Consider the following 26,901-nt stretch of genomic DNA (forward strand, 5'->3'; position numbering starts at 1 on the left):
CGCTTTACTCTTCTATCCCATTATTGCCGTTTTCGTTCGGTAAATGGGTTTATCCGCGATCTTAATGCCTTCTTTCGCAGGCATTTTTATATGTAACATAGACTTAAATGCAAAAAGGCCAGTCAGTGTGAACTGACTGGCCTTCAATTATTGCAAGCTTATCTGTTACATCGCTTTTCTGGTCAGCTCGATAACACGCAGCTTCGCAATCGCTTTAGTCAGCTCAGCGGAAGCCTGAGCATAATCCACATCGCCATGCGAATTGCGGATATGATCTTCAGCTTTGCGTTTCGCTTCCAGCGCACGTGCTTCATCCAGATCCTGCCCACGGATAGCGGTATCAGACAGTACGGTGACAATATTCGGCTGCACCTCAAGGACGCCGCCAGAAAGATAGATATACTCTTCCTCACCGTGCTGCTTAACGATACGAATCATACCCGGCTTAATGGCAGTGAGCAGAGGAGCATGTCCCGGATAAATACCCAGTTCGCCTTCACTCCCCGTTACCTGGATCTTCTGCACCAGACCGGAGAACATTTGCTGTTCTGCACTCACGACATCCAGATGGTAAGTCATAGCCATGTCACCCTCCTACAAGGCGTTACAGTTTCTTGGCTTTTTCCACGACTTCTTCAATGGAACCAACCATGTAGAACGCCTGCTCTGGCAGGTGGTCGTATTCGCCTTCCATAATCCCTTTAAAGCCACGGATAGTGTCTTTCAGGGAGACGTATTTGCCCGGAGAACCGGTAAATACTTCCGCTACGAAGAACGGCTGAGACAGGAAGCGCTGAATCTTACGCGCACGGGATACCACCAGCTTGTCTTCTTCAGACAGCTCGTCCATACCCAGAATCGCGATGATGTCTTTCAGTTCCTGGTAACGTTGCAGAATAGACTGCACGCCACGAGCAACATCATAGTGTTCCTGACCAACAACCAACGGATCCAACTGACGGCTGGTAGAATCCAGCGGGTCAACGGCCGGGTAGATACCCAGAGAAGCGATCTGACGGCTCAGTACCACGGTTGCATCCAAGTGAGCAAAGGTGGTGGCTGGTGACGGGTCAGTCAAGTCATCCGCAGGAACGTAAACGGCCTGAACGGAGGTGATAGAACCGGTTTTGGTTGAGGTGATACGTTCTTGCAGAACGCCCATCTCTTCCGCCAGCGTCGGCTGATAACCTACCGCAGAAGGCATACGACCCAGCAGTGCGGATACTTCCGTACCAGCCAGGGTATAACGGTAGATGTTATCGACGAACAGCAGTACGTCACGGCCTTCATCACGGAATTTTTCCGCCATAGTCAGGCCGGTCAATGCTACGCGCAGACGGTTACCCGGCGGCTCGTTCATCTGGCCATACACCAGTGATACTTTATCGATTACGTTGGAGTCGGTCATTTCGTGGTAGAAGTCGTTACCTTCACGGGTACGCTCACCTACGCCTGCAAACACGGAGTAACCGGAGTGCTCGATCGCGATGTTACGGATCAGCTCCATCATGTTTACGGTTTTACCTACGCCCGCACCACCGAACAGACCCACTTTACCGCCCTTGGCAAACGGACACATCAGGTCGATAACCTTGATGCCGGTTTCCAGCAGTTCCTGTGAGTTTGACAGCTCTTCATAGCTCGGAGCTGAACGGTGGATAGCCCAACGCTCTTCTTCGCCGATGTCGCCTTTCATGTCGATTGGGTCACCCAATACGTTCATGATACGACCCAGCGTTGCTTTACCTACCGGTACTTCGATCGGGTGGTCCAGGTTATTCACGTTCAACCCGCGACGCAGGCCGTCAGAAGAACCCATTGCGATACAACGAACAATGCCGCCGCCCAACTGCTGCTGTACTTCCAGCACCAGTTTTTCAGCGCCGTTCTCTACCTCAAGCGCATCGTACACCTTCGGTACGGCATCTTGCGGGAACTCGACGTCCACCACGGCGCCGATTACCTGGATAATCTTTCCAGTAGCCATCTTGAATCCTCTACGTAATTCGACAATACGTAATTCGTAAACCTGCTTTAAACCGCGGAGGCTCCCCCGACGATTTCGGTGAGTTCCTGAGTGATGCTGGCCTGACGAGCTTTGTTGTATACCAACTGCAGCTCTTTGATCAGGCTACCGCCGTTATCGGTCGCGGCTTTCATCGCAACCATTCGCGCGGCCTGCTCACTAGCCAGATTTTCTACGACGCCCTGATAAACCTGAGATTCTACATAACGGCGCAGCAGGGTATCCAGCAGCGACTTAGGATCGGGTTCATACAGGTAATCCCAGGCTTTCTTCTTCAACTCACCGTCATCCGAAGGCGGTAACGGTAACACTTGAACAACAAGCGGTTCCTGAGACATGGTATTAATAAACTTGTTGCTTACGATATACAGCTTGTCCAGACGACCTTCGTCATAGGCTTGCAGCATAACTTTAACCGGGCCTATCAATTCTGATACGGAAGGGTTATCCCCCATACCGGTAACCTGAGCAACAATGTTTCCGCCTACCGAACCGAAGAAAGAGACCGCTTTGGAACCAATCAGCGCTAAATCAGTTTCAACGCCTTTGTCGCTCCAGGATTTCATATCAGCCAGCAGTTTCTTGAACAGGTTAATGTTCAGACCACCGCACAGGCCACGGTCAGTAGACACCACCAGATACCCAACGCGCTTAACGTCGCGTTCTTCCAGGTACGGGTGTTTATATTCCAGATTTCCTAACGCAAGGTGACCAATCACATTGCGTATGGTTTCCGCATAAGGACGGCTGGCCGCCATACGATCCTGCGATTTACGCATTTTGGAAGCGGCGACCATTTCCATTGCTTTGGTGATCTTCTGCGTATTTTGGACGCTTGCGATCTTACTACGTATCTCTTTTGCGCCGGCCATCTTTGCTTCTCCTCAAAGCCTTGCGGCCTGCTTTACAGCAGGCCACCGGGCGTTACCAGGACTGGGTTGCCTTAAAAGTATCGAGGATGCCTTTAAACTTGCCCTCGATCTCATCGTTATAAGCGCCAGTCTGGTCGATTTGTTGCAGAAGTTCGCCATGCTCACGGTCAGCATAAGCCAACAGTGCCGCTTCAAAGCTACCAACTTTCGACAGCTCAACATCTTCCAGATAACCACGTTCCGCCGCAAACAGAACCAGAGACTGCTGTGCGACAGACATCGGCGCATACTGTTTCTGCTTCAACAGCTCGGTCACTTTCTGACCGTGGCTCAACTGCTTACGGGTTGCATCATCAAGATCGGAAGCAAACTGAGAGAATGCTGCCAGCTCACGGTACTGTGCCAGAGCGGTACGAATACCACCGGACAGTTTCTTCATGATCTTGGTCTGTGCTGCACCACCCACACGGGATACGGAGATCCCTGGGTTAACCGCAGGACGAATACCGGCGTTAAACAGGTTGGATTCCAGGAAGATCTGACCATCGGTAATAGAAATTACGTTGGTTGGAACGAACGCAGAAACGTCACCCGCTTGTGTTTCGATGATCGGCAGAGCCGTCAACGAACCGGTTTTCCCTTTCACTTCACCCTTGGTGAATGCTTCAACGTAATCGGCATTAACGCGCGATGCACGCTCCAACAAACGGGAGTGGAGATAGAAAACGTCACCAGGATAAGCTTCACGACCTGGCGGACGACGGAGCAGCAGAGAAACCTGACGATAAGCAACGGCCTGTTTAGACAGGTCATCATAAATAATCAGCGCATCTTCACCGCGGTCACGGAAGTACTCACCCATCGCACAGCCGGCATACGGTGCCAGATATTGCAGAGCAGCAGACTCAGACGCAGTAGCAACAACAACAATGGTGTTTTCCAGTGCGCCGTGCTCTTCCAGTTTACGTACCACGTTAGAAATCGTGGACGCTTTCTGGCCGATAGCGACGTACACACATTTGATGCCGGAATCACGCTGGTTGATGATAGCGTCGATAGCCAGTGCGGTTTTACCCGTCTGACGGTCACCGATAATCAGCTCACGCTGACCACGACCGATTGGAATCATGGCGTCAACGGACTTATAGCCCGTTTGTACCGGCTCATCAACGGACTGACGTTCGATAACGCCAGGCGCAATCGCTTCAACCGCAGAGAAACCGTCGTGATCCAGTGCGCCTTTACCGTCAATCGGTGCGCCCAGCGTGTTGACCACACGACCCAGCAGACCGCGACCAACTGGAACTTCAAGAATACGGCCGGTGCATTTTACTTTCATGCCTTCAGCCAGATCCGCATACGGTCCCATAACTACCGCACCAACGGAGTCACGCTCCAGGTTCAGTGCGATCGCATAACGGTTACCCGGCAGAGAGATCATCTCTCCCTGCATCACGTCTGCCAGACCGTGGATGCGGATGATTCCGTCGCTGACGGAAACAATAGTACCTTCATTGTGAGCTTCGCTCACCACATTGAACTGAGCAATGCGCTGCTTGATCAGTTCGCTGATTTCGGTGGAATTCAGTTGCATGCTCCAGTCCCCTTAAGACTGCAAGACGTCTGCCAGACGTTCCAGACGACCGCGAATGCTGCCATCTATCACCATATCGCCCGCGCGGATAACCACGCCGGCCATGACAGACTTATCAATTTTGCAATTCAGCTTCACTTTGCGTGACAGACGTTTTTCCATAGCGGCAGCGATCTTTGATTGCTGCTGCTCACTCAACGTGTTGGCAGAAATCACATCGACGTCAACCGTCGATTCCAGAGTTGCCCGCAGTTGAATAAATTGTTCCAGTACTTCAGGAAGCACTGGTAAACGTCCGTTTTCGGCCATCACCCTAATCAGGTTCTGACCGGCTTCATCAAGTTGATCACCACAAACGGCAATAAATGTTTTCGCCAGCTCAATCGGTGCAACCGCACCAGAAAGCAACTCGGCAATCTGCTCATTGCGCGCCACTTCGGCCGAAAACGCCAGCATGTTCTGCCAGCGATCCAAGGCCTGATTCTCAACCGCAAAGTCAAAAGCTGCTTTGGCGTAGGGGCGAGCTACCGTGACAAATTCAGACATCAGCCCCTCCCTCCTTACAGTTCAGCGACCAGTTTATCAACGATGTCGCTGTTAGCAGCTTCATCCACGGAACGTTCAATAATTTTCTCGGCACCGGCAATCGCCAATACGGCAACTTGCTTACGCAGCTCTTCACGAGCACGTTTACGTTCGGCTTCGATTTCAGCCTGCGCCTGCGCCACAATCTTGTTACGTTCAGCTTCCGCTTCAGCTTTCGCCTCATCCAGGATCTGAGCACGGCGTTTGTTCGCCTGCTCGATGATAACCTGAGCATCCGCTTTGGCTTTCTTCAGTTGATCTGTCGCATTGGCCTGAGCCAAGTTCAAATCTTTTTTGGCACGTTCAGCAGAAGCCAGACCGTCAGCAATTTCTTTTTGACGTTTCTCGATGGCTGCCATCATAGGCGGCCATACATACTTCATGCAGAACCAGACAAACAGGACGAACGCAATGGCCTGGCCGAGGATTGTTGCATTAATATTCACAGCACAATGCCTCTTTCAAAGTTAAATAAGTTGATGTTTTAACCTCAGCAGAAAACATTCTGCTTAGGCCACCGCAAACATCACATACAGCCCCAGACCAACAGCGATCATCGGGATGGCGTCAACCAGACCCATGACGATAAAGAACTGTGTACGCAGTAAAGGAATCAGGTCAGGCTGACGAGCAGCACCTTCCAAGAATTTACCACCCAGAATGCCGATACCGATCGCAGCACCGATTGCCGCCAAACCCATCATTAACGCGGCAGCCATGTACAGCAGATCCACACTCAGGTTTTCCATGACAGTCTCCAGTTTGTTTCAGTTAAAAACGTTATTTGTTGAAAGAAAATCAATGCTCTTCAGATGCCATCGAGAGATAAACAACCGTCAGAACCATGAAAATAAAAGCCTGAAGCGTAATAATCAAAATGTGGAAAATAGCCCAAGGCACATTTAACAGCCATTGTGACCACCACGGCAACAGACCGGCAATCAGGATGAAGATCAACTCACCCGCATACATATTGCCAAACAGTCGCAAGCCTAAGGAAATAGGTTTGGACAGCAGGCTGACACCTTCAAGAATCAGGTTGATAGGAATAAATACTGGATGGTTGAACGGCTGCATGGTCAGTTCTTTAACAAAACCACCGAGACCCTTCATTTTGATGCTGTAGAACAGAACCAGAATAAACACCCCAAGCGCCATCGACAGCGTGATGTTCACGTCGGCCGTCGGCACAGCACGCAGATAAGCATGCGCCGGATCGTATCCCAGCAGGCTATAGATGCCAGCCCAGGCTTGCGGCAACAGATCGATAGGCAGCAGGTCCATCAGGTTCATCAGGAAAACCCAGACGAAAATGGTCAGCGCCAAAGGAGCAATCAGTTTGCTTTTGCCATGGAACATATCGCGAACGGTGCCATCAACGAAACCGATAATCAGTTCGACAGCCGTTTGCAGCTTACCTGGCACACCGCTGGTCGCACGTTTTGCTACGCGGTGAAAGATAACCAGAAAGAGGACCCCAAGAGCGATGGAGAAAAACATCGAATCGACGTTGATCGCCCAAAAACCCGTCCCGACCTGCAAATGCTGCAAGTGGTGACCGATATACTCTTGCGGAGTAGAGATTTCTCCAGCAGCCATGATGTCTCTTACCCTTTTGTTGTTAATTACGGCAACGATTAATTACGGCCGGTGCCACGATCTGCATAACCAGCACCGATAAATAAGTCAGGCCAAGCGGAAAAAATGCCGCGTTAAACACGCCTAACGCCACCACTAACAGTGCAATGGTGATAAATACCTTAAGCGCCTCGCCAATCGCGAATGACCAGGCCACACGCCCATCAGCAGGTTTGTGTGACTGATGACGCAAGGCAAACAGCACAAACAACACATTCGGTAACCAGGCTGCCAATCCTCCGCCTAATGCAGAAGCAGCAGCGTTGACGCTATTGAGGCTGAAAACAGCACTCAACAAAGCAAAAGTCACTAACTGTAACAACAGCAGCCTTAAGGCTACTTTTCCGCTGTAAAGGGATACAGGCATGACGTTTGCTCTCTCCGTACCTTTTCAGAGGTATACCGAATGACGTATAAAACTGCCTTTACACCACTGAGTCAAGCAGCAAAAAACGAGCAAATTATACGGGTCATACCTGCGAATTCAATCGATAAGTAGCGAAAAGGTGAACAATTATTTAAATTTCTTTCTGAAGCCCCGTTTTTACTAACAATCCTCGCGACTCATGTCTGGTGTCATTAATTTCTAAAGGCCTCCAATCTGTGATATGACTCACATAAAAGGGCTTACGAATATTTACAACAGGATGTATCTTTTTTTGTCCTTAGCAATAAAACGTATTTATTTTATTTAATTTCAATAATTTAATAAAAACACCATCCAAAAATCGCAATAAACAACGTTTCAACCACCTATTGACATTATTGATATCGTTTTTTTACTCAATTAACACAAAAATAACTAAATTTTGATGCCGATGATTTATTTTCGCTCGTTATTATTCAGTGCGAAAGCAAAAGGACAACGCTGAAAAAACGAAGATGTAAAATTTCAGTGATCGCGATGCGTTCCAGAACAATGCCACCGATAGACGAGGTGGCATCCTGACATGCAATATTTAGTTATAATTTTTTTGATAAAAAACAAAATTAGTTTGGTTTAAGCACGACCAAATGGCGCTCACCTTCCAGATCGGGAACGGATAAGCGAACAACCTGATCTAATAGGACATCTTGTGGCAAGGATGACAATTCATCCTCTGGAAGTACGCCTTTTAGAGCATAAAACCGCCCTGTCGGTCTGGCCGGAAGATGGCTGCACCAGCTAATCATGTCCTGCAAAGAGGCAAATGCCCGACTGATCACCCCATCAAAAGGGGGTTCTGCTGGAAACGCCTCAACGCGACTCTGCACTGGCGTGATGTTTTCAAGCTGTAGTTCATGCTGAACCTGACGCAGGAAGCGCACACGCTTACCCAGGCTATCCAGCAAAGTGAAATGCGAATCAGGACGAACAATGGCCAATGGAATTCCCGGCAACCCAGGTCCGGTACCCACATCGATAAAACGCTGTCCGTATAAATGTGGCTCAACCACGATACTGTCCATGATGTGGCGGACCAGCATTTGCTGCGGATCGCGTACCGACGTCAGGTTGTAAGCCTTGTTCCACTTATTCAGCATATCAACATACTGTATCAGAAGATTTTTTTGCTTATCTGAAATCACAATGCCAGCCGCGTTTAGCAGATTATCGAGTGTGTTGCGCACAATAAGATCCCGATGAAAAATATGAGGTTAATAATAAAAATAGCCGGAGAACCGGCTATTTAGGGGATAAGTTTACCTTAAATCAGGCGCTACGACGCAGCAGACCCTGTTTTTTAAGCCAGATCAGCAGAATGGAGATCGCCGCAGGCGTAATGCCAGAAATCCGTGAAGCCTGACCGATCGACGAAGGTTTATGATCGTTCAGCTTGGCAATCACCTCATTGGACAATCCACTCACCTGTTTGTAATCCAGATCGGCAGGCAGCAGTGCATTTTCATTACGCTGCTGTTTCTCGATTTCATCCTGCTGGCGAGCAATATACCCTTCGTATTTGACCTGAATTTCAACCTGCTCTGCGGCCTGTTCGTCGGTTAATCCTGGGGCAAACAGCGGTAGCGCAGTAAGCTGAACGTAATCCACTTCCGGGCGACGCAGCAGTTCTTCACCGTTCGCTTCACGGGACAACGGCGTTTTCAGCAGTGAGTTAACCTGATCTAACTGCTCAGACTGCGGGTGAACGTGAATGTCGCGCAGACGCTGACGCTCTTTCTCAATATTCTCAAGCTTCTCGTTGAAACGTGCCCAGCGATGATCGTCGACCATCCCCAGCTCGCGACCCATTTCAGTCAAACGCAGATCGGCGTTATCTTCGCGCAGCATCAGACGATATTCAGCGCGCGAGGTAAACATACGGTAGGGTTCTTTCGTCCCCAGCGTGCAGAGATCGTCAACCAGTACGCCGAGATAAGCTTGATCGCGACGTGGAGACCAGCCTTCCTTATCGGCAGCCAATCGAGCTGCATTCAGCCCAGCCAGCATGCCCTGCGCAGCGGCTTCTTCGTACCCTGTTGTGCCGTTGATCTGTCCAGCGAAGAACAGGCCATGCACAAATTTGTTTTCCAGCGTAGGTTTCAGATCGCGAGGATCGAAGAAATCGTACTCAATGGCATAACCAGGACGAACAATGCGTGCATTCTCCATCCCTGTCATTGAGCGAACAATCTGCCACTGGACGTCAAACGGCAAACTGGTAGAGATCCCGTTAGGATAAATTTCGTTGCTGGTCAGGCCTTCAGGTTCAAGAAAGATCTGATGCGTATTTCGATCGGCAAAGCGCATGACTTTGTCTTCGATCGACGGGCAATAGCGTGGGCCGATCCCTTCGATGATCCCTGCATACATCGGGCTACGATCCAGATTATTACGGATCACATCGTGGGTCTTCTCATTGGTATGCGTGATGTAGCACGGCATTTGCGCCGGATGCTGGCTCGCATTACCCAGGAACGAGAAAACGGGCATCGGGTTGTCACCGTGCTGTTGAGCCAGCACGCTAAAATCGATGGTTCTGGCGTCAATACGTGGCGGCGTACCGGTTTTCAGACGGTTGACGCGCAGAGGTAACTCACGCAGACGACGCGCGAGCGGAATAGAAGGCGGATCGCCTGCACGGCCACCGCTGTAGTTATCCAGCCCGATATGAATTTTGCCATCAAGGAAAGTGCCTACCGTCAACACTACGGCTTTTGCACGGAATTTTAGTCCCATCTGGGTAACAGCACCGACGACACGATCGTTTTCCACAATCAGATCGTCAACGGCCTGTTGGAAGATCGTTAGGTTTGGCTGATTCTCCAGTGCCGTGCGAACAGCCTGACGATAGAGAACACGATCCGCCTGTGCGCGCGTTGCTCTGACTGCCGGACCTTTACTGCTGTTTAGTATCCTAAACTGTATACCAGCCTGATCGACGGCACGCGCCATCAAGCCTCCCATGGCATCGATCTCTTTAACCAGATGACCTTTTCCAATACCGCCAATCGCCGGGTTACAAGACATTTGTCCCAGCGTATCGATATTGTGTGTGAGTAAAAGCGTCTGTTGTCCCATTCGGGCGGAAGCCATAGCAGCTTCTGTTCCGGCATGACCGCCACCGATCACGATGACGTCAAATGGATCTGGATAAAACATGGTACTGCTCCTCGCATTATCGCGAATGATGAGTGGCGAACGATCGTTATTTGCCCTGGGATGGGGATTCTACTCAACTTTGAGCCAACGACCAAGTCCGTTGGATCCTCGTTAATTAAAGAAAGATCTTTTTATTTAAAGATCTCTTTATTAGATCTCTTATTAGGATCGTCATGTTGTGTGGATAAGTGATTATTCATATTAAAGATCAAGAGAATGGCGTTGATCCTTACCTGTGAATGATCGGTGATCCTGGACAGTATAAGCTGGGATCTTAATGCGGATTTATGCACAGGACAAAAAACATACTTAGGTTGTTATTGGGATAACTACGGCTTTTACACCTGAATTAAGCATAGTTATCCACATTCAACTGCCGAATATTTCATCTTATTTGAGTAAATTAACCCACGATCCTAGCCATTCTTCTGCTGGATCTTCTGGAATCTGATGCTGGGTGATGTCGATCTCGAGGATTTCACCGATCCGTTTGGCACCTAATTGAGCCAATACACGATCCGCTGTTTGGATCGCGCCACAGAACGTGTCGTACTCTTTACTACCGATCCCTATCGCACCGAAACTTACCTGAGAAAGATCGGGCTTTTGCTGTTCCAGCTGTTCAAACAGTGCTTTCAGGTTGTCAGGGAATTCTCCTGCACCGTGTGTAGACGTCACCACCAGCCATATACCGCTTTCAGGTAGTGCATCAAGCGTAGGGCCATGCAGAATTTCAGTGGAAAAATCATCCTTCTCCAGCAGTTCAGACAAATGCTCCGCAACATACTCGGCACTGCCAAGGGTACTGCCACTGATTAAGGTAATGTCTGCCATAGCGATCCCATCCGATAAAAGACGGGATATTGTACGCTGTGATCTGGCTGGGATCTACCTGTGGATAATATGGGTATAGGAAAAAAGCATTACGGCGCGATCGTCCGCATGATGGGGTTTTGCAGGGAGATTAGCGTTTCAGTGGACTGAATTTCATCAATTGTTTGGATCTTGTTGATAAGCACATGTTGCAGTGCTTCGATCGAACGGCACATGACCTTAATAAAGATGCTGTAATGCCCTGTGGTGTAGTAAGCCTCAACCACTTCTTCCAGATTGTTCAACTTCTCCAGCGCAGAAGGATAATCTTTGGCGCTTTTCAGAATGATGCCGATAAAACAGCATACGTCATAGCCCAGTTGTTTTGGGTTCACGTCCAGACGTGTACCGACAATGATGCCCGCCTGCTTCATTTTCTCCACTCGAACGTGGATCGTCCCCGGACTAACGGAAAATTGTTTTGCCAGTTCGGCATAAGGCGTGCGCGCATTTTCCATTAAGGCGGAAAGAATGCCGCGATCGAGATTATCGATCTGATAAATTTCTGCCACTTTGAGCCCCCTATTTTAGCGAATAATGATTTTATACCGCTCTAAAATGACGGATTAAAAGCACAAGTGCAATTTATCCATAAGATTATTGAATGACTGGCAGTTTTTATTGCTTAATGAATAACTAAATACGATGAATAAGAGACGCGGCAATGAAAAAGCAGTACATCGAAAAACAACAGCAAATCAGCTTCGTTAAGTCTTTCTTCTCCAGCCAACTGGAGCAGCTTTTGGGATTGATTGAAGTCCAGGCACCGATTCTCAGCCGTATCGGCGACGGCACACAGGATAACTTGTCTGGTACGGAAAAAGCGGTGCAGGTTAAGGTTAAAGCCCTGCCAGATGCCACATTTGAAGTCGTTCACTCACTGGCGAAATGGAAACGTAAAACGCTGGGTGCGTATGATTTTAGCTTCGGCGAAGGCATCTATACTCACATGAAGGCACTGCGCCCAGACGAAGATCGTTTGAGCCCGATCCACTCGGTCTATGTCGATCAGTGGGACTGGGAGCGCGTGATGGGAGATGGCGAGCGTAATGCGGAGTATCTGAAATCGACGGTGACGCGTATTTATCAGGGCATTAAAGCAACGGAAGCTGCGGTACATCAGGCGTTTGGCATTCAGCCTTTCCTGCCAGAGCAGATTCATTTTGTGCATACCGAAACGTTGCTGCAGCGCTACCCCGATCTGGATGCCAAAGGGCGTGAACGCGCTATCGCTAAAGAACTGGGGGCGGTCTTCCTGATTGGGATTGGCGGTAAGCTGTCCAGCGGGCATTCTCACGATGTACGTGCGCCGGATTATGATGACTGGACGACGCCGGGCGAGCAGGAACTGGCGGGTCTGAACGGTGATATCGTCGTGTGGAACCCAGTTCTGAACGATGCATTTGAGATTTCATCAATGGGCATCCGTGTCGATGCGGATGCGTTAACACGCCAGCTGGCGCTGACGCAGGATGAAGAACGTCTGAAGCTGGAATGGCATCAGGCGCTGCTGCGCGGCGAAATGCCGCAAACGATCGGTGGGGGAATCGGCCAGTCTCGCCTGGTCATGCTGTTACTGCAATTGTCGCACATTGGTCAGGTTCAGTGCGGCGTATGGCCACAGCCGCTGCGTGAGTCAGTTTCCGGCCTGCTTTAATAAGCCTTGCCGTGCTGCCAACGGCGCATTAAGCGGCTTTTTAACCCGGTATCAAAGCGCCAGATATGGTCAAAGATGTGCATGATGCCGGGTTTGCCATGATCGGACATCGCTACAGCATGGAAACGATGCTGTAGCTGCTTCTGCAGGCTTTTCACCTTATTTACCACCTCATCCGGCAACCGTTGGGCGATAAAATCCGAAATCACCACCGCATCGGCATCATGCCAGAGTGCGTCGTCCATCTTATCCAACAATGCTGACAGACAGGCACTCATATCCGTGCCGCCACGAAACGACTGGCTGAGAAAACGTATCGCTTGCTCTAAGCCGTCCGCAGACGTGAGCTCATATTTCACCACGCCAGTAGAAAACAGCATGATGTAGCAACGGCGGTTGTCGGCGAGCGCGATGCGCATCAGTGCCAGACAGAAGGCTTTCGCACAGCGTTCATTAAAGCCGCCCATCGAGCCTGACGTATCGACGCAGACGATAAAGGGGCCACGTGGCTGCTGTTCGTTTTGCTGATGTACCACGGGGCGCTCGGTGATTTTCTCGCGCCAGCTCTCTCCCTGTAAGCGATAGGTCAGCAGCCGATGTTCCAGCAGGCGACGATAGAATTCATATTCCAGTTCGCTAATGCCCAGTGTGACGAGCTCTGTTGGCATCAAACGCAAAATGTCATCGCTCTGATGCACGCCGCTCACTTGCTCAGGCACGGTGGCGGGTTCCCGTACTCTGACCCGGAAGGCTTCTTTCGGTGCTTCCTGCGTGAGGATGGATTTGGTTTCGCGACTGCGCCCTAAGCGTTCCGCCAATTTTTGTAATGCAGGCTGGCGTTGCAGGAAAGCGCCGAAATCCAGTAACGGACGGGGATCGGTGTGAATACGCTGTGCCGCGCTGAGATCCCAGAGCCGCCCGGCCGCATTTTCGTTTTCGGCCAGAATAGGTTCGAGTTTGCCGCTGAGGGTCAGGCGTTGTTGCAGTTCATCCAGCAGGATTTCCCGCTCCTGATCCATCAATTGCTGATGCAGTGAAACCGTTTGCAGAGTGAGGCTTAGCCGCCAGCGCTGAAGAAAGAGTGCGTGAAGCCCGCTCGTGACCTTCTGCCCTAAGGTTTGTTCTGGAGAGGCTATGAGCTGTGAAGCCTGTGTCAGAAAGGGGGATTCCACGTTGTTCAGCGTATCCATAATCGCAGGCAGGCGTGTCTGAAAAGTCTGATTGTCGATCGATTGTGAACGCTGGTAGCAACTAAATTCTTTTTCCAGCTCCGGCGGTACCTGTGTGGCACGCAGGCGCTGTTTTAAGGTTTCTTTCCAGTGAGGTAGGTCGTTGAGTAACGCGGACTTCAGGCTGGGATACTTTTCAAAGAAGAAAGCGAGCTGAGGCGTCGCCAGCAGTGTGACGATAAGATCGTCTAACAGCTCGTTTTCATCGATAGACAACAGCATTTCCAGTGATTCCAGCGTGATCATCGTGCGTTAGTCCTGTTGCTCTGATTGCTGGATCTGCTCAGCGACCTGTTGCAGGCTGGCTTCTATTTTGGCCAACCACTCACTGGGGACAAACAGGCAAGGCTGATGCTGGCTGAATAAGCGGCGCTGTTCGCGCAACTGCATGTTCAGCTTTTCATACTCATCGATAATGTCGGCAGGAAGCGCAATGTCGCGCTTTTCCGGCAGAGAAAGAATAGAGGATTGCAGGCTGATATCACGAACCGTCAGATGTTGGCGCTCGTCCACCAGCAGATCGAGACGTTGGGTAAAGCCGATGCCGTTGAGCTTGCCCCGGATTTCTCCCCCTTTTTGCAGCCAGCCTTGCAGCACATTTTTCTCAATGATCAGGTGGTTGACTTCAATATCGTGCAGGATCAGCGGGCGTTGCAGCACTAGATCCAGCGTTTCAGCGGCGATCGTGTCAGGCAAGGTGTAATGGAATTTTCGGCCGAGGAAGTGCCCCTGTTTCTCTACCGAAAAGGCCTGTAATTCGCTTTGTTCACGTTGGTATTGCTGACGTCTGGTGTTCACCTGTTGCAAGCGGAACAGCAGGCTTTTCTGCTGGTAGGCGTGTTCGGTAATCAGTAATTCAAGCTGGTGCTCGATGAGCGTTAACGTGCTTTGGTCATGCCAGAGACAGTCTTTCAGCAGAATGATATCAACCGGCGTAATGGTATCCCGTCCGCAAAAAAATGCGCTGGCCTGAAGCAGGCGCAGGGCTTTTTTCCAGCGTCGATCGGAAATGTAAGGCGCCTGTTCCAGCGCATCAAGCTGCTGGCGCAGCGTGTAAATCAGCTCGAAGCTGAATTCTGGCAACGCGACGTGTTCAATATCCTTCTGCCACTGTTGGTACTCTTCATCGCTGACGCTAAGAGCGGGCGGGACGGGGTTATCGCGTTCGCTGCTGTTATTCACGAGCAGCGCACGGAAATTCTGTTTTTCCTGCACACGATCGAGCCACAGACGGATAAGCATGCGGTCGTAGAGTGCTTCCAGACCGCCATCCGCTTCCGGTAGTTCATTCGATGCCGCAACCAGCAGGCGCATTGGGATTGTGTCTTCGCTGTTGCCATTACGGAAACGCCGCTCGTTAATGGCCGTCAGCAGGGTATTCAAAATGGCGGGGCCCGCTTTCCAGATCTCATCCAGAAACACGATTTCAGCTTCCGGCAGATAGCCAGCCGTCAGACGCTGATAGCGTCCTTCGTCTTTTAACGCCTGAATGGAAAGGGGACCGAATACCTCTTCTGGGGTGGAAAAGCGAGTCATCAGGTACTCAAACGCGTTCGCATGACGAAAAGCGAATTTAAGACGCCGGGCGATCATACTTTTGGCGATACCTGGCGGCCCCAGCAGGAAAACACTTTCCCCGCTTAGCGCGGCCAGCAGACAGAGACGAATGGTGTGCTGTCTTTCGTAGAGCCCGTGTTCTAGCGCATGACTGAGACGAGAAATTCTTTCAGCCAATGCCGCAGTTTGACGCATAATTAATCCGTTAGTCCCATGATGTGATGCACCGAAATCGTTTATTTCTGAACCCGATTGATCTCCTGAAAGCGGACGCTCAGAAAATCCCTACATTCAGAAAGGTAATGGTAATAATAAACGGCAGATCACAGTTTTTTATTAGAATACTTTTACGGATTATTCACCCTAACGGGGTAAGTAAGCAATAAACTACCTTTTACAGGATGTTTCTTATACAGGTGACCGTATAATAAAAATGGGTTTTTACCCTGATTTGTGCATACTGTGCGCTCTTGGACGAGTTGCTGTGAATGACGCGCTTCGCGGACTGATTAACATTCGCGGACTGATTAACAACAGAAGATAGATATGAGCTCAGAACATAAACGTTCGCTTCCGGCTGTCACGCTGGCGGCCATCGGGGTGGTTTATGGAGATATAGGAACCAGCCCTCTTTATACGTTAAGGGAATGTTTATCAGGGCAGTTTGGTTTTGGGGTTGAGCCTGACTCGGTCTTTGGCTTTCTTTCACTGATATTTTGGCTGTTGGTTCTCGTTGTTTCGCTGAAATATCTGACCTATGTGATGCGTGCCGATAACGCCGGCGAAGGTGGGATTCTCACCCTCATGTCGCTAGCTGGGCGCAATACCTCCGATCGCATGACGTCCGTGCTGGTCATTATGGGGTTGATTGGCGGCAGCTTCTTCTATGGGGAAGTGGTCATCACACCCGCTATCTCGGTGATGTCGGCGATGGAAGGGTTGGAAATCGCCGCGCCCTCAATGGACAGCTATATTGTTCCGCTCTCGATTGTCGTTCTGACATTACTGTTTATCATTCAAAAACATGGTACGGGTAGCGTCGGCAAGCTGTTTGCACCCGTGATGCTGATCTGGTTTTTGACGCTTGGCGTACTGGGCGCGCGCAGCATTATTGCTAACCCCGAAGTCCTGCAGGCGTTGAATCCGATGTACGCCGTGCGCTTCTTTATCGAATATAAAGCGGTATCGTTCTTCGCGCTGGGGGCCGTGGTGCTGGCGATTACTGGGGTCGAGGCGCTGTATGCCGATATGGGCCACTTCGGTAAATTCCCGATCCGTCTGGCCTGGTTTACGGTGGTGCTGCCATCGCTGGTGTTAAATTACTTCGGGCAGGGTGCGCTGTTGTTAAAAGACCCGGAAGCCATCAAGAACCCCTTCTTTCTGCTGGCGCCTGACTGGGCGCTGATTCCTCTGATGATATTGGCTACGCTGGCGACAATTATTGCCTCGCAGGCCGTCATTTCCGGCGTTTTCTCCCTGACCCGTCAGGCGGTGCGATTGGGCTACTTGCCGCCGATGCGTATCGTACACACGTCAGATATGGAATCCGGTCAGATCTATATCCCTGCCATTAACTGGATGCTCTATATCGCCGTTGTCATCGTGATTGTCAGCTTTGAGCATTCGGGCAATTTGGCGGCGGCCTATGGGATTGCGGTAACGGGCACGATGGTGATTACCAGCATTCTGTTCTGTACAGTGGCGCTGAAGAACTGGCTCTGGAATCGCTATCTGGCGTGGGTATTGCTGGCGGGCTTACTGGTTATCGATGTGCCGATGTTTTTGGCGAACGTGGTCAAGATCCTCTCTGGCGGCTGGCTGCCACTGGCGCTGGGCATGGTGATGTTTATCATCATGACGACGTGGAAAAGCGAGCGTTTCAGGTTGCTGCGTCGGTTGCATGAGCATGGTAACTCGCTGGATGCCATGATTGCCTCGCTGGAGAAAACGCCGCCGACGCGTGTGCCGGGAACCGCCGTGTATTTCTCGCGCGCGACTCGCGTGATTCCGTTCGCGCTGTTGCATAACCTTAAGCACAATAAGATCCTGCACGAGCGCGTGGTGCTGTTGACCATGCGAACGGAGGATGCGCCCTATGTGCTTAACGCGCGCCGCGTGACGGTTGAACAGCTTTCGCCGACGTTCTGGCGCGTGATTGCCAACTATGGCTGGCGTGAGACGCCGGATGTGGAAGAGGTCTTTCAGCGCTGTTGGCAGGACGGGTTAACCTGCCAAATGATGGAAACGTCTTTCTTTATGTCCAATGAATCGCTGATTATCGGTGATCGCCCGTGGTATCTGCGTTTGCGCGGTAAGCTATTCATGATGCTCAGCCGCAATGCGCTGCGCGCTGCGGATCAGTTTGAAATACCGCCGAACAGGCTGATTGAGCTGGGGATACAGGTCGAGATTTAAGTGAACCCTCTATACTCGCTATCGTTAACACGTAGGCAGCGACTCGCTGTTTGTTATTAGGGACACACGGGGATGAGGTTCCCGCAGGGACACCTCGCCTCGTGGTCGACCGTGTATCTCGATCTTACCCCAACGCAACGTCCTATAGCTTTTGCCAGTTAACCGACACAATCAGCCCACCTTCGGGCTGATTGGTGAATGTGACCCGCATGTGGTGCAGTTTTGCGATGTTATTGACGATGGAAATCCCAAGACCGCTGCCGGATTTCTCCTGCCCCGGCGGGCGATAAAAGCGTTCGCCAATTCTTGCCAGCGCCTCCTCGCTAATGCCCGGTCCGTTATCGGCAACCTGAAAGCCGCGCGCTGTCAGCGCCAGGCTTACCGTTCCCCCTTCATGGCTGTAGCGAATAGCATTATCCAGCAGATTGCGTACCAGCAGAGTCAGCAGCAGCGGGTGACCTTGCCGAATAACCGGGGTGTTCGGTAAATCCAGCGTCAGCTCGATACCCGCGGTTTGCGCCGTGTGGTAATGCGCGATCATCGCCTGTTGCAGGAGTTCATTGAACGGGACGGGCTGCATTCCTTCAGGGGACGATTCGGCATCCAGCCGCGACAGCGTCAGGAGCTGATCCACCAGCCGTGTGGCCCGATCGATGCCTTTATCCAGATTGACCAGCGCATGGTACCGCATGGCTTCATCATCATGCGCCAATTGTGCGACTTCGGTTTGAACTTTCAACGCTGCCAGCGGGCTACGCAATTCGTGAGCCGCATCGGAGGTAAAACGGCGTTCACGAACCAGCATGTCACTGATGCGGGAAAACAGGTGGTTTAATGCGTTGACCAACGGGCGAACTTCTTGCGGGATGTGCTGCGTCGCCAGCGGCGTACTTTCATCGGGGGAACGCTGCTGAAGCTCGGCGGTAATGCGTTTTAGCGGCGAGAGCTCACGCGTGACCAGCCAGAACAGCAGTGCCAGCATGATCGGCAGGGCAAACAGCCAGGGCATTAGGTTGGTTTTTACAATATCCAGCGTCATATCCTGACGGTATTCCCATTCCTGACCCACAGCAATCACGTAACGATCATCCTGTGTCGTCAGCCAGACGATGTGCCAGGCGTCATTGTCATCGCGTAACCTGCCGTCGGTGAAGCCGTTGCGCGTATAGTTAAAAATGAAATCCTTGCCGTTATCACCATCGTTCAGCACCATTTTCCCATCGCGGGTAAAAATGGCGAAGGCCAGCGCATCATCATCCTGCTTGCCACGGTTTTTATGTACCAGATTTTTGGTTTTGGGCAGAGACGCTGATGGGATGCGCAATTCATCGGGATTCATGGTGGCAAGACGCTTTGCAAACAGCATTTGCTGGGTATCAAATAGCTCATTAATGTTATGGCGTGTTTGATACCACGAAAGCAGACTGGCTACGCCCCAGCAAATCAATGTCAGCAGCGTAAAACCTGCAATCAGGCGTAAACGCAGGCTGAGTCGGTTCATGGCGCATCTCCTAGAATATAGCCAACGCCATGCACGGTACGGATAAACCCACTACCCAGCTTTTTACGCAGGTGGTGGATATGCACTTCTATCGCATTGCTGGAGACATCATCGTCCCAGCCATAGAGCTTTTCTTCCAACTGTGCGCGTGTGAGTATGCGGTTCGGATTGAGCAAAAACAGTTCCAGCAGCGCCAGTTCGCGGGATTTTAGTATCAACGGTTCATTGTTAAGCGTGACGCTCCGCGATCCCTGCTCAAGGGAAACTGCACCGTGCGTTAATGCCAGTTGAAGCTGACCGTGACGGCGACGAATCAGTGCCTGCAGGCGAGCGGCCACTTCTGTCAGCGCAAAGGGCTTACATAAATAATCGTCGGCGCCTTGTTGCAAACCTTCAACACGCTGTTCCAGTGCATCGCGGGCGGTCAGAATCAGTACCGGTTCGTCATGCCCAGCCTGACGCCACTGGCGCAGAATATCCATCCCGTCCATGCCCGGGAGGCTGAGATCGAGCACCACTGCATCATAGGGTGCCGCCTTCAATGCCGCAGCACCGGCTTTACCTTCCATAAACCAGTCGATATTAAAGCCCAGTTTGTTCAACCCCACTTTCAGACCGTCGCCAATCAAGCGATCGTCTTCGATTAACAATATTCTCATGGCTGCCTCGCAGAGAATGCGCTGCTGTTGCGCTTATGCCTTTTCCGGTTTTATACGAAATCGGGGGGCGACGTCTACAGGACAAATCGCTGAAAGCGGGCGATTTCGGCAATATAAAAAAATAAAAATGCAGAAGCTGATTCCTTAAGATTCTGTTAAGAACGGTTTGTTTTAATCCTTCTCGAAGACTAATTACTCCTGCAGGTTGACTGCGACACAGTTGACTGTGAAGCAGTTAACTTTGAAACAACAGGCAAAATAAGGAAGGGTAAACATGAAAAAAGCAGCTGCATTACTCGCCATTACCGCTCTGGTTTCTGCACCGGTATTTGCCGCGCAAAGCGGCGGCGGTTTCGTCAATCCTGAAACGCCAGCAGTTGGCACACACAAAGGGGGATTTGTTGATCCCCAGAATTCCCTCACGACGGTAGATAAAGCTAAAGATCTGCGTGACGACAGTTGGGTGACACTGAGCGGTAATATTGAAAAACGGATCGGTGATGAAAACTACCTGTTCCGCGACGCGACAGGCACGATGGAAGTCGAAATCGATCACAAACGCTGGAATGGTCAGATGGTTTCGCCCACCGACAAAGTGGAAATTCAGGGTGAACTGGATAAAGACTTCAACTCCGTCGAGCTGGATGTGAAGCAGATTCGCAAACTCTAAATCGTTATCCTCAATTCCCTCGTGGNNGTTGCCCGCCATTTCTCTATTTATCAACCTTCTATAACGGCCTCTTGTTCTCTTTATTTTTTTGTTAGCGAAACGTTTCGATAGCGATCACATTTTTTTTATCTCTTCATTGCCTTTCTTGCTTCTTTTTCTAGAATGTTATTAGCGAAACGTTTCGCTGGTGGGGTGAGAAGATGAAAAAAGCAGCATTATTGAATTCAGATATTTCTTCCGTGATTTCTCGACTGGGGCATACCGATAGCCTTGTTATTGGTGATGCCGGTTTACCGATTCCTGAAACGACGACCCGTATCGATCTGGCATTGACGCATAACGTGCCGACGTTCTTGCAGGTGGTTAGCGTTGTCACCAGCGAAATGCAGGTCGAGGCCGCGATTCTGGCGGAAGAGATTATTGAAAAGAACCCCGCAGTCCATGACGCATTACTCGATCAATTGAAGCAACTTGAACAACTCCAGGGAAACTCAATTGCATTGCACTATGTTAGCCATGAAGAATTTAAAACCCAAAGCGGCAAAAGCCGGGCGATCATTCGCAGCGGAGAATGCTCTCCGTATGCCAATGTCATCCTTTGTGCTGGCGTAACGTTCTGAGGCATCAATGCAACCTTTACTGCAACTGCAAGGCATCACGAAATCTTTTCCCGGCGTTAAAGCGCTTTCCGGTGCTGCACTCAATGTCTATCCGGGAAAAGTGATGGCGCTGGTGGGCGAAAATGGTGCGGGCAAGTCCACCATGATGAAAGTCTTGACCGGGATCTATCGTAAAGATGCCGGCAGTATCCATTTTCTAGGACAAGAGGTGGATTTCAGCGGGCCGAAAGCGTCTCAGGAAGCAGGTATCGGTATTATCCATCAGGAACTTAACCTGATTCCCCAACTCACGATTGCCGAGAATATCTTCCTTGGCCGTGAATTTACCAACCGCTTCGGTCGTATCGACTGGAACAAGATGTATGCGGAAGCTGATAAGCTGCTGAAACGCCTTAATCTGCGCTACGACAGTCGTCGTATGGTCGGGGATTTATCGATTGGCGATCAGCAAATGGTAGAAATTGCCAAGGTGCTGAGCTTTGAATCGAAAGTCATCATCATGGATGAACCTACCGATGCCCTGACGGATACCGAAACCGCTTCGCTATTCAGCGTGATCAAAGAGCTGCAATCTCAGGGATGCGGCATTGTCTATATTTCCCACCGTCTGAAAGAAATCTTTGAAATCTGCGATGACATTACCGTGTTCCGCGATGGTCAGTTTATTGGCGAGCGTCCGGTCAGTGACTTAGAGGAAGATACGCTGATTGAAATGATGGTGGGTCGTAAGCTGGAAGATCAGTACCCGCGTTCGAATAAAGCGCCGGGAGAGGTTCGCCTTAAGGTGCAGAACCTGTCAGGGCCGGGCGTAGAGCGCGTCAGCTTTACGGTGCGAAAAGGCGAAATTCTGGGCGTCGCGGGGCTGATGGGCGCGGGTCGTACCGAGCTGATGAAGATTCTCTACGGCGCACTGCCGCGTACGGGCGGCAATGTGACGCTGGATGGCCGCGACGTGGTGACCCGTAAACCGCAGGATGGCTTGGCGAACGGCATCGTTTATATATCGGAAGATCGCAAACGCGATGGTCTGGTGCTGGGCATGTCGGTAAAAGAAAACATGTCCTTAACCGCACTGCGCTATTTCAGCCATGCGGGCGGTCGCCTGAAACACGCCGAGGAGCAACTGACGGTTGCCGATTTTATTCGGCTGTTCAACGTGAAAACGCCTTCGATGGAGCAGCCTATCGGCCTGCTTTCCGGCGGTAATCAGCAGAAAGTGGCGATTGCCCGTGGCCTGATGACGCGCCCGAATGTCCTGATCCTCGATGAACCGACGCGTGGCGTCGACGTAGGGGCGAAGAAAGAGATTTATCAGTTAATCAATCAATTCAAAGAAGAAGGGCTGAGCATCATATTGGTGTCATCCGAAATGCCCGAAGTCTTGGGAATGAGCGATCGCATCATTGTGATGCATGAAGGGCGCTTGAGCGGTGATTTCCCTATTGAGCAAGCAACCCAGGAAGCACTGATGGCCGCGGCCGTTGGTAAGCAATACGGCGCAAAGCAGGAGTAAGTCAGACATGAGTTCTCAATCTATCGCGGCAAAACGCTGGTTCAGCAAAGAGTGGTTACTGGAGCAGAAATCGCTGATCGCGCTCCTGATCCTGATTGCGGTTGTGTCCGCTATGAGCCCTAACTTTTTTACCCTGAACAACCTGTTCAATATTCTCCAGCAGACGTCGGTGAACGCCATCATGGCCGTTGGCATGACGTTGGTGATACTGACCTCGGGAATCGATTTGTCGGTGGGTTCACTGCTGGCATTGACCGGTGCCGTAGCGGCTTCCATCGTCGGGCTTGAAGTCAATGCGCTGGTGGCGGTGTTTGGCGCACTGGCGCTGGGGGCGCTGATTGGTGCGGGTACGGGGGTCATTGTATCCAAAGGCAAAGTGCAGGCGTTTATTGCCACGTTGGTCATGATGCTGTTACTGCGCGGTGTGACGATGGTTTATACCAACGGCAGCCCGGTGAATACCGGTTTTTCCGATGTGGCAGATGCGTTTGGCTGGTTTGGTATCGGTCGTCCGCTGGGGATTCCGACGCCAATCTGGATCATGGCTATCGTGTTCGCGGCGGCTTGGTACATGCTGCACCATACGCGGTTGGGGCGTTATATCTATGCGCTGGGCGGCAATGAATCTGCCACCCGTTTGTCTGGTATCAGCGTTGATAAAATCAAGATTATTGTCTATTCCCTGTGTGGGCTGCTGTCTGCCCTGGCGGGAATTATCGAAGTCGCACGTTTGTCCTCTGCACAGCCTACGGCGGGTACAGGGTATGAACTGGATGCCATCGCGGCTGTAGTATTGGGCGGCACCAGTCTGGCTGGAGGTAAAGGGCGTATCGTTGGCACGTTGATCGGCGCACTTATCCTTGGCTTCCTCAACAACGGACTGAATTTATTAGGTGTTTCTTCTTACTACCAAATGATCGTTAAAGCAGTCGTCATTTTGCTGGCGGTCCTGGTAGATAACAAAAGCAGTAAATAACCTTCATTCACACAGGAATTGAGTTATGAATATGAAAAAGCTGGCTACTCTGGTTTCCGCTGTTGCGCTGAGCGCGACTGTCAGTGCTAATGCCTTGGCCAAAGATACGGTTGCTCTGGTGGTTTCTACGCTGAATAACCCGTTCTTTGTTTCAATGAAAGAGGGTGCACAGAAAGAAGCTGACAAACTGGGTTACGAGCTAATTGTGCTGGATTCTCAGAATAACCCAGCAAAAGAACTGGCTAACGTTCAGGATTTGACGGTGCGTGGAACCAAAGTTCTGCTGATCAACCCGACCGATTCTGATGCGGTAGGTAATGCGATTAAAATGGCCAATCAGGCCAAGATCCCTGTTATTACGCTGGACCGCGTTGCCAGCAGTGGTGAAGTTGTGAGCCACGTTGCTTCTGATAATGCCTTCGGTGGTAAAGTTGCCGGTGACTTCATTGCCAAGAAATTGGGTGAAGGTGCCAAGGTGATTCAGCTGGAAGGGATTGCCGGAACGTCTGCCGCGCGTGAGCGTGGGGCGGGCTTCATGAAATCTGCTGAGAAAAATAAATTCGCGATGTTGGCCAGCCAACCGGCTGACTTCGACCGTACTAAAGGGCTGAACGTGATGCAGAACCTGCTGACCGCGCACCCTGACGTTCAGGCTGTATTTGCCCAGAACGATGAAATGGCGTTGGGCGCACTGCGTGCATTGCAAACCGCAGGTAAAACAGATGTGCTGGTCGTTGGTTTTGACGGCACTCAGGATGGCGTGAAGGCCGTTGAGTCAGGCAAGCTGGCTGCAACCGTTGCTCAGCGTCCTGATCAGATCGGTGTAATCGGTATCGAAACGGCTGCGAAAGTGCTGAAAGGCGAAAAAACGCAGGCCATCATTCCGGTTGACCTGAAGCTGGTAGCAAAATAATTAAAGAATAAAGCAGGGCTCGCGCCACCCGTTTGTGGTGGCGCATTATTAACGTAGCGGGATTCGACATAATGAAAACGGGTAAGCTGGTGGTACTGGGCAGTATTAATGCTGACCATATTCTCAATCTTGAGCAATTTCCCCGCCCAGGCGAAACGGTGATCGGTGAGCAATATAGCGTTGCTTTCGGTGGGAAAGGTGCCAATCAGGCCGTTGCTGCTGGCCGAAGCGGTGCAGACATCGCCTTTATTGCCTGCGTTGGAGAAGATGATATCGGCACCCGTATTTGCCAGCAGCTATCCAAGGACAATATTGATGTTTCCGCCGTTGAGGCTATCTCTGGGGAAACAACCGGCGTTGCGCTGATTTTTGTTAACGCCGACGCTGAGAACATGATTGCGATTAATGCAGGCGCAAATGCTGCGGTGTCGCCTGATTACCTTCATCGTCATCAGCAACACATTATTGATGCTTCAGCGTTGCTTATGCAGCTTGAGTCGCCGTTGGAAACGGTTATTGCGGCCGCTAAACTCGCGCATGAACACCAAACAAAAGTGATTCTGAACCCCGCTCCTGCCCGCGAGCTACCCGATGAACTGTTATCGCTGGTCAATATGATCACGCCGAATGAAACCGAAGCACAGTTCCTGACGGGAATTACCGTTGAGACGGAAGACGATGCGGCTCGCGCAGCACAGGTTCTTCACGATAAAGGTATCGAAACGGTGCTCATCACATTGGGTAGCCGTGGCGTATGGTTAAGTGAAAACGGTCAGGGGCAGCGAATTCCAGGATATCGTGTAAAAGCCGTGGATACTATCGCCGCCGGAGACACGTTTAATGGCGCATTAGTGACTGCATTGCTGGAAAATAAACCCATGTCCTCCGCAGTGAAATTTGCCCATGCGGCAGCGGCGATAGCCGTTACTCGCCGAGGTGCTCAGCCCTCTGTCCCGTGGCGTGAAGAGATCGACGCATTTTTGCAAACCCAGGGGTGATCTTTGGCCACCATGAAAGATGTCGCCCGTCTTGCGGGCGTTTCTACTTCTACCGTATCTCACGTCATTAATAACAATCGCTTTGTCAGCGATACCATTCGCGAAAAAGTGATGAAGGCCGTTGAGGATCTCAACTACGCGCCGTCTGCGTTGGCCAGAAGTCTGAAAATAAACCAGACCCGCACCATCGGCATGTTGCTCACTGCCAGTAATAACCCGTTTTATGCCGAAGTGGTGCGTGGCGTAGAGCGCTGCTGTTATGAACGAGGCTATAGCCTGATTCTGTGCAACACCGAAGGCGATCGCGACAGAATGAGCCATAGTCTCGAAACGCTGCTGCAAAAGCGGGTCGACGGCGTACTGTTGATGTGCACCGAAAACCATCGCCCTTTGCCCGAAATGATGAGCCGCTATCCTTCTATACCTATGGTCATGATGGATTGGGCACCTTTTGAAGGCGTTATGGACGTCATTAAAGATAACTCCCTGCTCGGTGGAGAGATCGCGACCAATTACCTCATTTCCCGTGGTTATAAAAAGATAGCCTGCATTGCGGGTCCGAAAGATAAGACGACAGCCTATAACCGATTAGAAGGTTATCGACAGGCGATGCAGCTCGCTGGGCTATTCGTTCCCGCTGATTATGAAATTTTCGGTGATTTTGAGTTTGAAGCGGGCTACCGCGCTATGCAGCAGTTGTTAGCGCTGGAAGATAAACCTGAAGCGGTGTTCACCAGTAACGATGCGATGGCCGTTGGCGTTTACCATGCGCTTTATCAGGCTGGACTTTCTATTCCGCAAGATATGGCAGTTATTGGTTACGATGACATTGAACTGGCCCGCTATATGTCTCCACCTCTTACTACCGTTCACCAACCTAAAGATGAACTCGGCGAATTAGCGGTTGATACACTCTTGTATCGTCTAGAACATCCCAATACTGAACCTAATGCGCTGGTGTTGACGCCGGAATTGATGGTACGTCAGTCTGTCCGGTGAGGATTTCGCTCAATTAGCGGCGA

The 26,901-nt window shown here is 50.9% G+C and carries 26 protein-coding genes; 9 read left to right on the forward strand and 17 right to left on the reverse strand.

Translation table 11 applies throughout. The features are described 5' to 3' along the window. Window positions 1–165: 165 nt before the first annotated feature. The 13 genes from H0248_RS10500 to asnC all read right to left on the reverse strand — a co-directional run bounded on the left by H0248_RS10500 (window position 166) and on the right by asnC (window position 11,683). Window positions 166–585: a F0F1 ATP synthase subunit epsilon gene (locus tag H0248_RS10500; protein WP_010300077.1), complete on the reverse strand. Its 420-nt coding sequence runs from the start codon at window positions 583–585 to the stop codon at window positions 166–168. A 19-nt stretch (window positions 586–604) separates the two neighbouring features. Further along, entirely contained in the window at window positions 605–1,987 is a 1,383-nt protein-coding gene (gene atpD, locus H0248_RS10505; protein WP_039317443.1) for a F0F1 ATP synthase subunit beta, read from the reverse strand. Window positions 1,988–2,034: 47 nt separating this feature from the next. Further along, window positions 2,035–2,898 carry a F0F1 ATP synthase subunit gamma gene (atpG, locus tag H0248_RS10510; protein WP_005976554.1) on the reverse strand — a complete coding sequence of 288 codons (864 nt, stop codon included), beginning with the start codon at window positions 2,896–2,898 and terminating at the stop codon, window positions 2,035–2,037. Between the two features lie 52 nt (window positions 2,899–2,950). Beyond that, window positions 2,951–4,492, reverse strand: coding sequence for a F0F1 ATP synthase subunit alpha (atpA, locus tag H0248_RS10515; RefSeq protein WP_180785891.1), 1,542 nt, complete (start codon window positions 4,490–4,492; stop codon window positions 2,951–2,953). Between the two features lie 12 nt (window positions 4,493–4,504). Further along, a complete protein-coding gene (gene atpH, locus H0248_RS10520; RefSeq protein ID WP_180785892.1) occupies window positions 4,505–5,038 on the reverse strand; it encodes a F0F1 ATP synthase subunit delta in 534 nt (177 codons plus the stop codon). Window positions 5,039–5,052: 14 nt separating this feature from the next. Then, window positions 5,053–5,523 carry a F0F1 ATP synthase subunit B gene (gene atpF, locus H0248_RS10525; protein WP_010681466.1) on the reverse strand — a complete coding sequence of 157 codons (471 nt, stop codon included), beginning with the start codon at window positions 5,521–5,523 and terminating at the stop codon, window positions 5,053–5,055. Window positions 5,524–5,586: 63 nt separating this feature from the next. After that, the gene (atpE, locus tag H0248_RS10530; protein ID WP_005976545.1) at window positions 5,587–5,826 is read right to left on the reverse strand and encodes a F0F1 ATP synthase subunit C; all 240 of its coding nucleotides are present in this window, start codon (window positions 5,824–5,826) and stop codon (window positions 5,587–5,589) included. A 49-nt stretch (window positions 5,827–5,875) separates the two neighbouring features. After that, entirely contained in the window at window positions 5,876–6,676 is an 801-nt protein-coding gene (gene atpB, locus H0248_RS10535) for a F0F1 ATP synthase subunit A (protein ID WP_010681467.1), read from the reverse strand. A gap of 22 nt (window positions 6,677–6,698) precedes the next feature. Beyond that, the gene (atpI, locus tag H0248_RS10540) at window positions 6,699–7,082 is read right to left on the reverse strand and encodes a F0F1 ATP synthase subunit I (protein WP_180785893.1); all 384 of its coding nucleotides are present in this window, start codon (window positions 7,080–7,082) and stop codon (window positions 6,699–6,701) included. Window positions 7,083–7,705: 623 nt separating this feature from the next. Next, complete coding sequence (gene rsmG / locus H0248_RS10545) at window positions 7,706–8,326, reverse strand: 16S rRNA (guanine(527)-N(7))-methyltransferase RsmG (protein ID WP_180785894.1); 621 nt, start codon at window positions 8,324–8,326, stop codon at window positions 7,706–7,708. A gap of 82 nt (window positions 8,327–8,408) precedes the next feature. Next, a complete protein-coding gene (mnmG, locus tag H0248_RS10550) occupies window positions 8,409–10,298 on the reverse strand; it encodes a tRNA uridine-5-carboxymethylaminomethyl(34) synthesis enzyme MnmG (protein ID WP_180785895.1) in 1,890 nt (629 codons plus the stop codon). A 390-nt stretch (window positions 10,299–10,688) separates the two neighbouring features. Then, the gene (gene mioC, locus H0248_RS10555; RefSeq protein WP_180785896.1) at window positions 10,689–11,132 is read right to left on the reverse strand and encodes an FMN-binding protein MioC; all 444 of its coding nucleotides are present in this window, start codon (window positions 11,130–11,132) and stop codon (window positions 10,689–10,691) included. 89 nt (window positions 11,133–11,221) lie between these two features. After that, window positions 11,222–11,683 (reverse strand): transcriptional regulator AsnC, encoded by a 462-nt coding sequence (gene asnC, locus H0248_RS10560; protein ID WP_010300103.1) that lies wholly within the window; start codon window positions 11,681–11,683, stop codon window positions 11,222–11,224. Between the two features lie 152 nt (window positions 11,684–11,835). On the opposite strand from asnC, the gene asnA reads away from it, so the two are divergent. Further along, entirely contained in the window at window positions 11,836–12,828 is a 993-nt protein-coding gene (gene asnA, locus H0248_RS10565) for an aspartate--ammonia ligase (protein ID WP_039556422.1), read from the forward strand. Here the strand turns inward: asnA and viaA are convergent. Next, window positions 12,825–14,303 carry an ATPase RavA stimulator ViaA gene (gene viaA / locus H0248_RS10570; protein ID WP_180785897.1) on the reverse strand — a complete coding sequence of 493 codons (1,479 nt, stop codon included), beginning with the start codon at window positions 14,301–14,303 and terminating at the stop codon, window positions 12,825–12,827. The two genes, asnA and viaA, sit on opposite strands and share 4 nt — an antisense overlap. Window positions 14,304–14,309: 6 nt before the next feature. Continuing rightward, window positions 14,310–15,809: an ATPase RavA gene (gene ravA / locus H0248_RS10575; protein WP_180785898.1), complete on the reverse strand. Its 1,500-nt coding sequence runs from the start codon at window positions 15,807–15,809 to the stop codon at window positions 14,310–14,312. A gap of 351 nt (window positions 15,810–16,160) precedes the next feature. On the opposite strand from ravA, the gene kup reads away from it, so the two are divergent. Beyond that, window positions 16,161–18,029, forward strand: a complete 1,869-nt coding sequence (gene kup, locus H0248_RS10580) for a low affinity potassium transporter Kup (protein WP_180785899.1) — start codon at window positions 16,161–16,163, stop codon at window positions 18,027–18,029. Between the two features lie 142 nt (window positions 18,030–18,171). Here the strand turns inward: kup and qseC are convergent, their stop codons facing one another. Further along, window positions 18,172–19,530 carry a quorum sensing histidine kinase QseC gene (gene qseC / locus H0248_RS10585; RefSeq protein ID WP_180785900.1) on the reverse strand — a complete coding sequence of 453 codons (1,359 nt, stop codon included), beginning with the start codon at window positions 19,528–19,530 and terminating at the stop codon, window positions 18,172–18,174. Next, a complete protein-coding gene (gene qseB, locus H0248_RS10590) occupies window positions 19,527–20,189 on the reverse strand; it encodes a quorum sensing response regulator transcription factor QseB (protein WP_180785901.1) in 663 nt (220 codons plus the stop codon). The genes qseC and qseB overlap by 4 nt, the downstream gene beginning before the upstream one ends. Before the next feature lie 274 nt (window positions 20,190–20,463). Here qseB and H0248_RS10595 point away from each other — a divergent pair, with 274 nt between their 5' ends. From H0248_RS10595 to rbsR, 7 genes are all read left to right on the forward strand, one after another. Beyond that, on the forward strand, window positions 20,464–20,859 hold the full coding sequence (locus H0248_RS10595) for a YgiW/YdeI family stress tolerance OB fold protein (RefSeq protein WP_180785902.1): 396 nt from the start codon (window positions 20,464–20,466) through the stop codon (window positions 20,857–20,859). A gap of 200 nt (window positions 20,860–21,059) precedes the next feature. Further along, a complete protein-coding gene (rbsD, locus tag H0248_RS10600; RefSeq protein WP_180746053.1) occupies window positions 21,060–21,479 on the forward strand; it encodes a D-ribose pyranase in 420 nt (139 codons plus the stop codon). Window positions 21,480–21,486: 7 nt separating this feature from the next. Next, on the forward strand, window positions 21,487–22,992 hold the full coding sequence (gene rbsA, locus H0248_RS10605) for a ribose ABC transporter ATP-binding protein RbsA (protein ID WP_102118013.1): 1,506 nt from the start codon (window positions 21,487–21,489) through the stop codon (window positions 22,990–22,992). A gap of 7 nt (window positions 22,993–22,999) precedes the next feature. After that, a complete protein-coding gene (gene rbsC / locus H0248_RS10610) occupies window positions 23,000–23,968 on the forward strand; it encodes a ribose ABC transporter permease (protein ID WP_010681479.1) in 969 nt (322 codons plus the stop codon). 25 nt (window positions 23,969–23,993) lie between these two features. Next, window positions 23,994–24,881 (forward strand): ribose ABC transporter substrate-binding protein RbsB, encoded by an 888-nt coding sequence (gene rbsB, locus H0248_RS10615; RefSeq protein WP_005976509.1) that lies wholly within the window; start codon window positions 23,994–23,996, stop codon window positions 24,879–24,881. A 71-nt stretch (window positions 24,882–24,952) separates the two neighbouring features. Further along, on the forward strand, window positions 24,953–25,879 hold the full coding sequence (rbsK, locus tag H0248_RS10620; RefSeq protein ID WP_039546223.1) for a ribokinase: 927 nt from the start codon (window positions 24,953–24,955) through the stop codon (window positions 25,877–25,879). Between the two features lie 3 nt (window positions 25,880–25,882). Continuing rightward, window positions 25,883–26,878, forward strand: coding sequence for a ribose operon transcriptional repressor RbsR (rbsR, locus tag H0248_RS10625; RefSeq protein ID WP_164496821.1), 996 nt, complete (start codon window positions 25,883–25,885; stop codon window positions 26,876–26,878). Window positions 26,879–26,901: the final 23 nt, after the last annotated feature.

It is taken from the genome of Pectobacterium brasiliense (genome assembly GCF_013449685.1).
Taxonomy (GTDB): Bacteria; Pseudomonadota; Gammaproteobacteria; order Enterobacterales; family Enterobacteriaceae; genus Pectobacterium; species Pectobacterium brasiliense_A.

Coding starts and splice junctions, on each gene's coding strand:
- H0248_RS10500 (WP_010300077.1), bottom strand. CDS start 585: ATGGCTATGACTTACCATCTGGATGTCGTGAGTGCAGAACAGCAAATG.
- atpD (WP_039317443.1), bottom strand. CDS start 1,987: ATGGCTACTGGAAAGATTATCCAGGTAATCGGCGCCGTGGTGGACGTC.
- atpG (WP_005976554.1), bottom strand. CDS start 2,898: ATGGCCGGCGCAAAAGAGATACGTAGTAAGATCGCAAGCGTCCAAAAT.
- atpA (WP_180785891.1), bottom strand. CDS start 4,492: ATGCAACTGAATTCCACCGAAATCAGCGAACTGATCAAGCAGCGCATT.
- atpH (WP_180785892.1), bottom strand. CDS start 5,038: ATGTCTGAATTTGTCACGGTAGCTCGCCCCTACGCCAAAGCAGCTTTT.
- atpE (WP_005976545.1), bottom strand. CDS start 5,826: ATGGAAAACCTGAGTGTGGATCTGCTGTACATGGCTGCCGCGTTAATG.
- atpB (WP_010681467.1), bottom strand. CDS start 6,676: ATGGCTGCTGGAGAAATCTCTACTCCGCAAGAGTATATCGGTCACCAC.
- atpI (WP_180785893.1), bottom strand. CDS start 7,082: ATGCCTGTATCCCTTTACAGCGGAAAAGTAGCCTTAAGGCTGCTGTTG.
- mnmG (WP_180785895.1), bottom strand. CDS start 10,298: ATGTTTTATCCAGATCCATTTGACGTCATCGTGATCGGTGGCGGTCAT.
- mioC (WP_180785896.1), bottom strand. CDS start 11,132: ATGGCAGACATTACCTTAATCAGTGGCAGTACCCTTGGCAGTGCCGAG.
- asnA (WP_039556422.1), top strand. CDS start 11,836: ATGAAAAAGCAGTACATCGAAAAACAACAGCAAATCAGCTTCGTTAAG.
- viaA (WP_180785897.1), bottom strand. CDS start 14,303: ATGATCACGCTGGAATCACTGGAAATGCTGTTGTCTATCGATGAAAAC.
- ravA (WP_180785898.1), bottom strand. CDS start 15,809: ATGCGTCAAACTGCGGCATTGGCTGAAAGAATTTCTCGTCTCAGTCAT.
- kup (WP_180785899.1), top strand. CDS start 16,161: ATGAGCTCAGAACATAAACGTTCGCTTCCGGCTGTCACGCTGGCGGCC.
- qseC (WP_180785900.1), bottom strand. CDS start 19,530: ATGAACCGACTCAGCCTGCGTTTACGCCTGATTGCAGGTTTTACGCTG.
- qseB (WP_180785901.1), bottom strand. CDS start 20,189: ATGAGAATATTGTTAATCGAAGACGATCGCTTGATTGGCGACGGTCTG.
- H0248_RS10595 (WP_180785902.1), top strand. CDS start 20,464: ATGAAAAAAGCAGCTGCATTACTCGCCATTACCGCTCTGGTTTCTGCA.
- rbsD (WP_180746053.1), top strand. CDS start 21,060: ATGAAAAAAGCAGCATTATTGAATTCAGATATTTCTTCCGTGATTTCT.
- rbsA (WP_102118013.1), top strand. CDS start 21,487: ATGCAACCTTTACTGCAACTGCAAGGCATCACGAAATCTTTTCCCGGC.
- rbsC (WP_010681479.1), top strand. CDS start 23,000: ATGAGTTCTCAATCTATCGCGGCAAAACGCTGGTTCAGCAAAGAGTGG.
- rbsB (WP_005976509.1), top strand. CDS start 23,994: ATGAATATGAAAAAGCTGGCTACTCTGGTTTCCGCTGTTGCGCTGAGC.
- rbsK (WP_039546223.1), top strand. CDS start 24,953: ATGAAAACGGGTAAGCTGGTGGTACTGGGCAGTATTAATGCTGACCAT.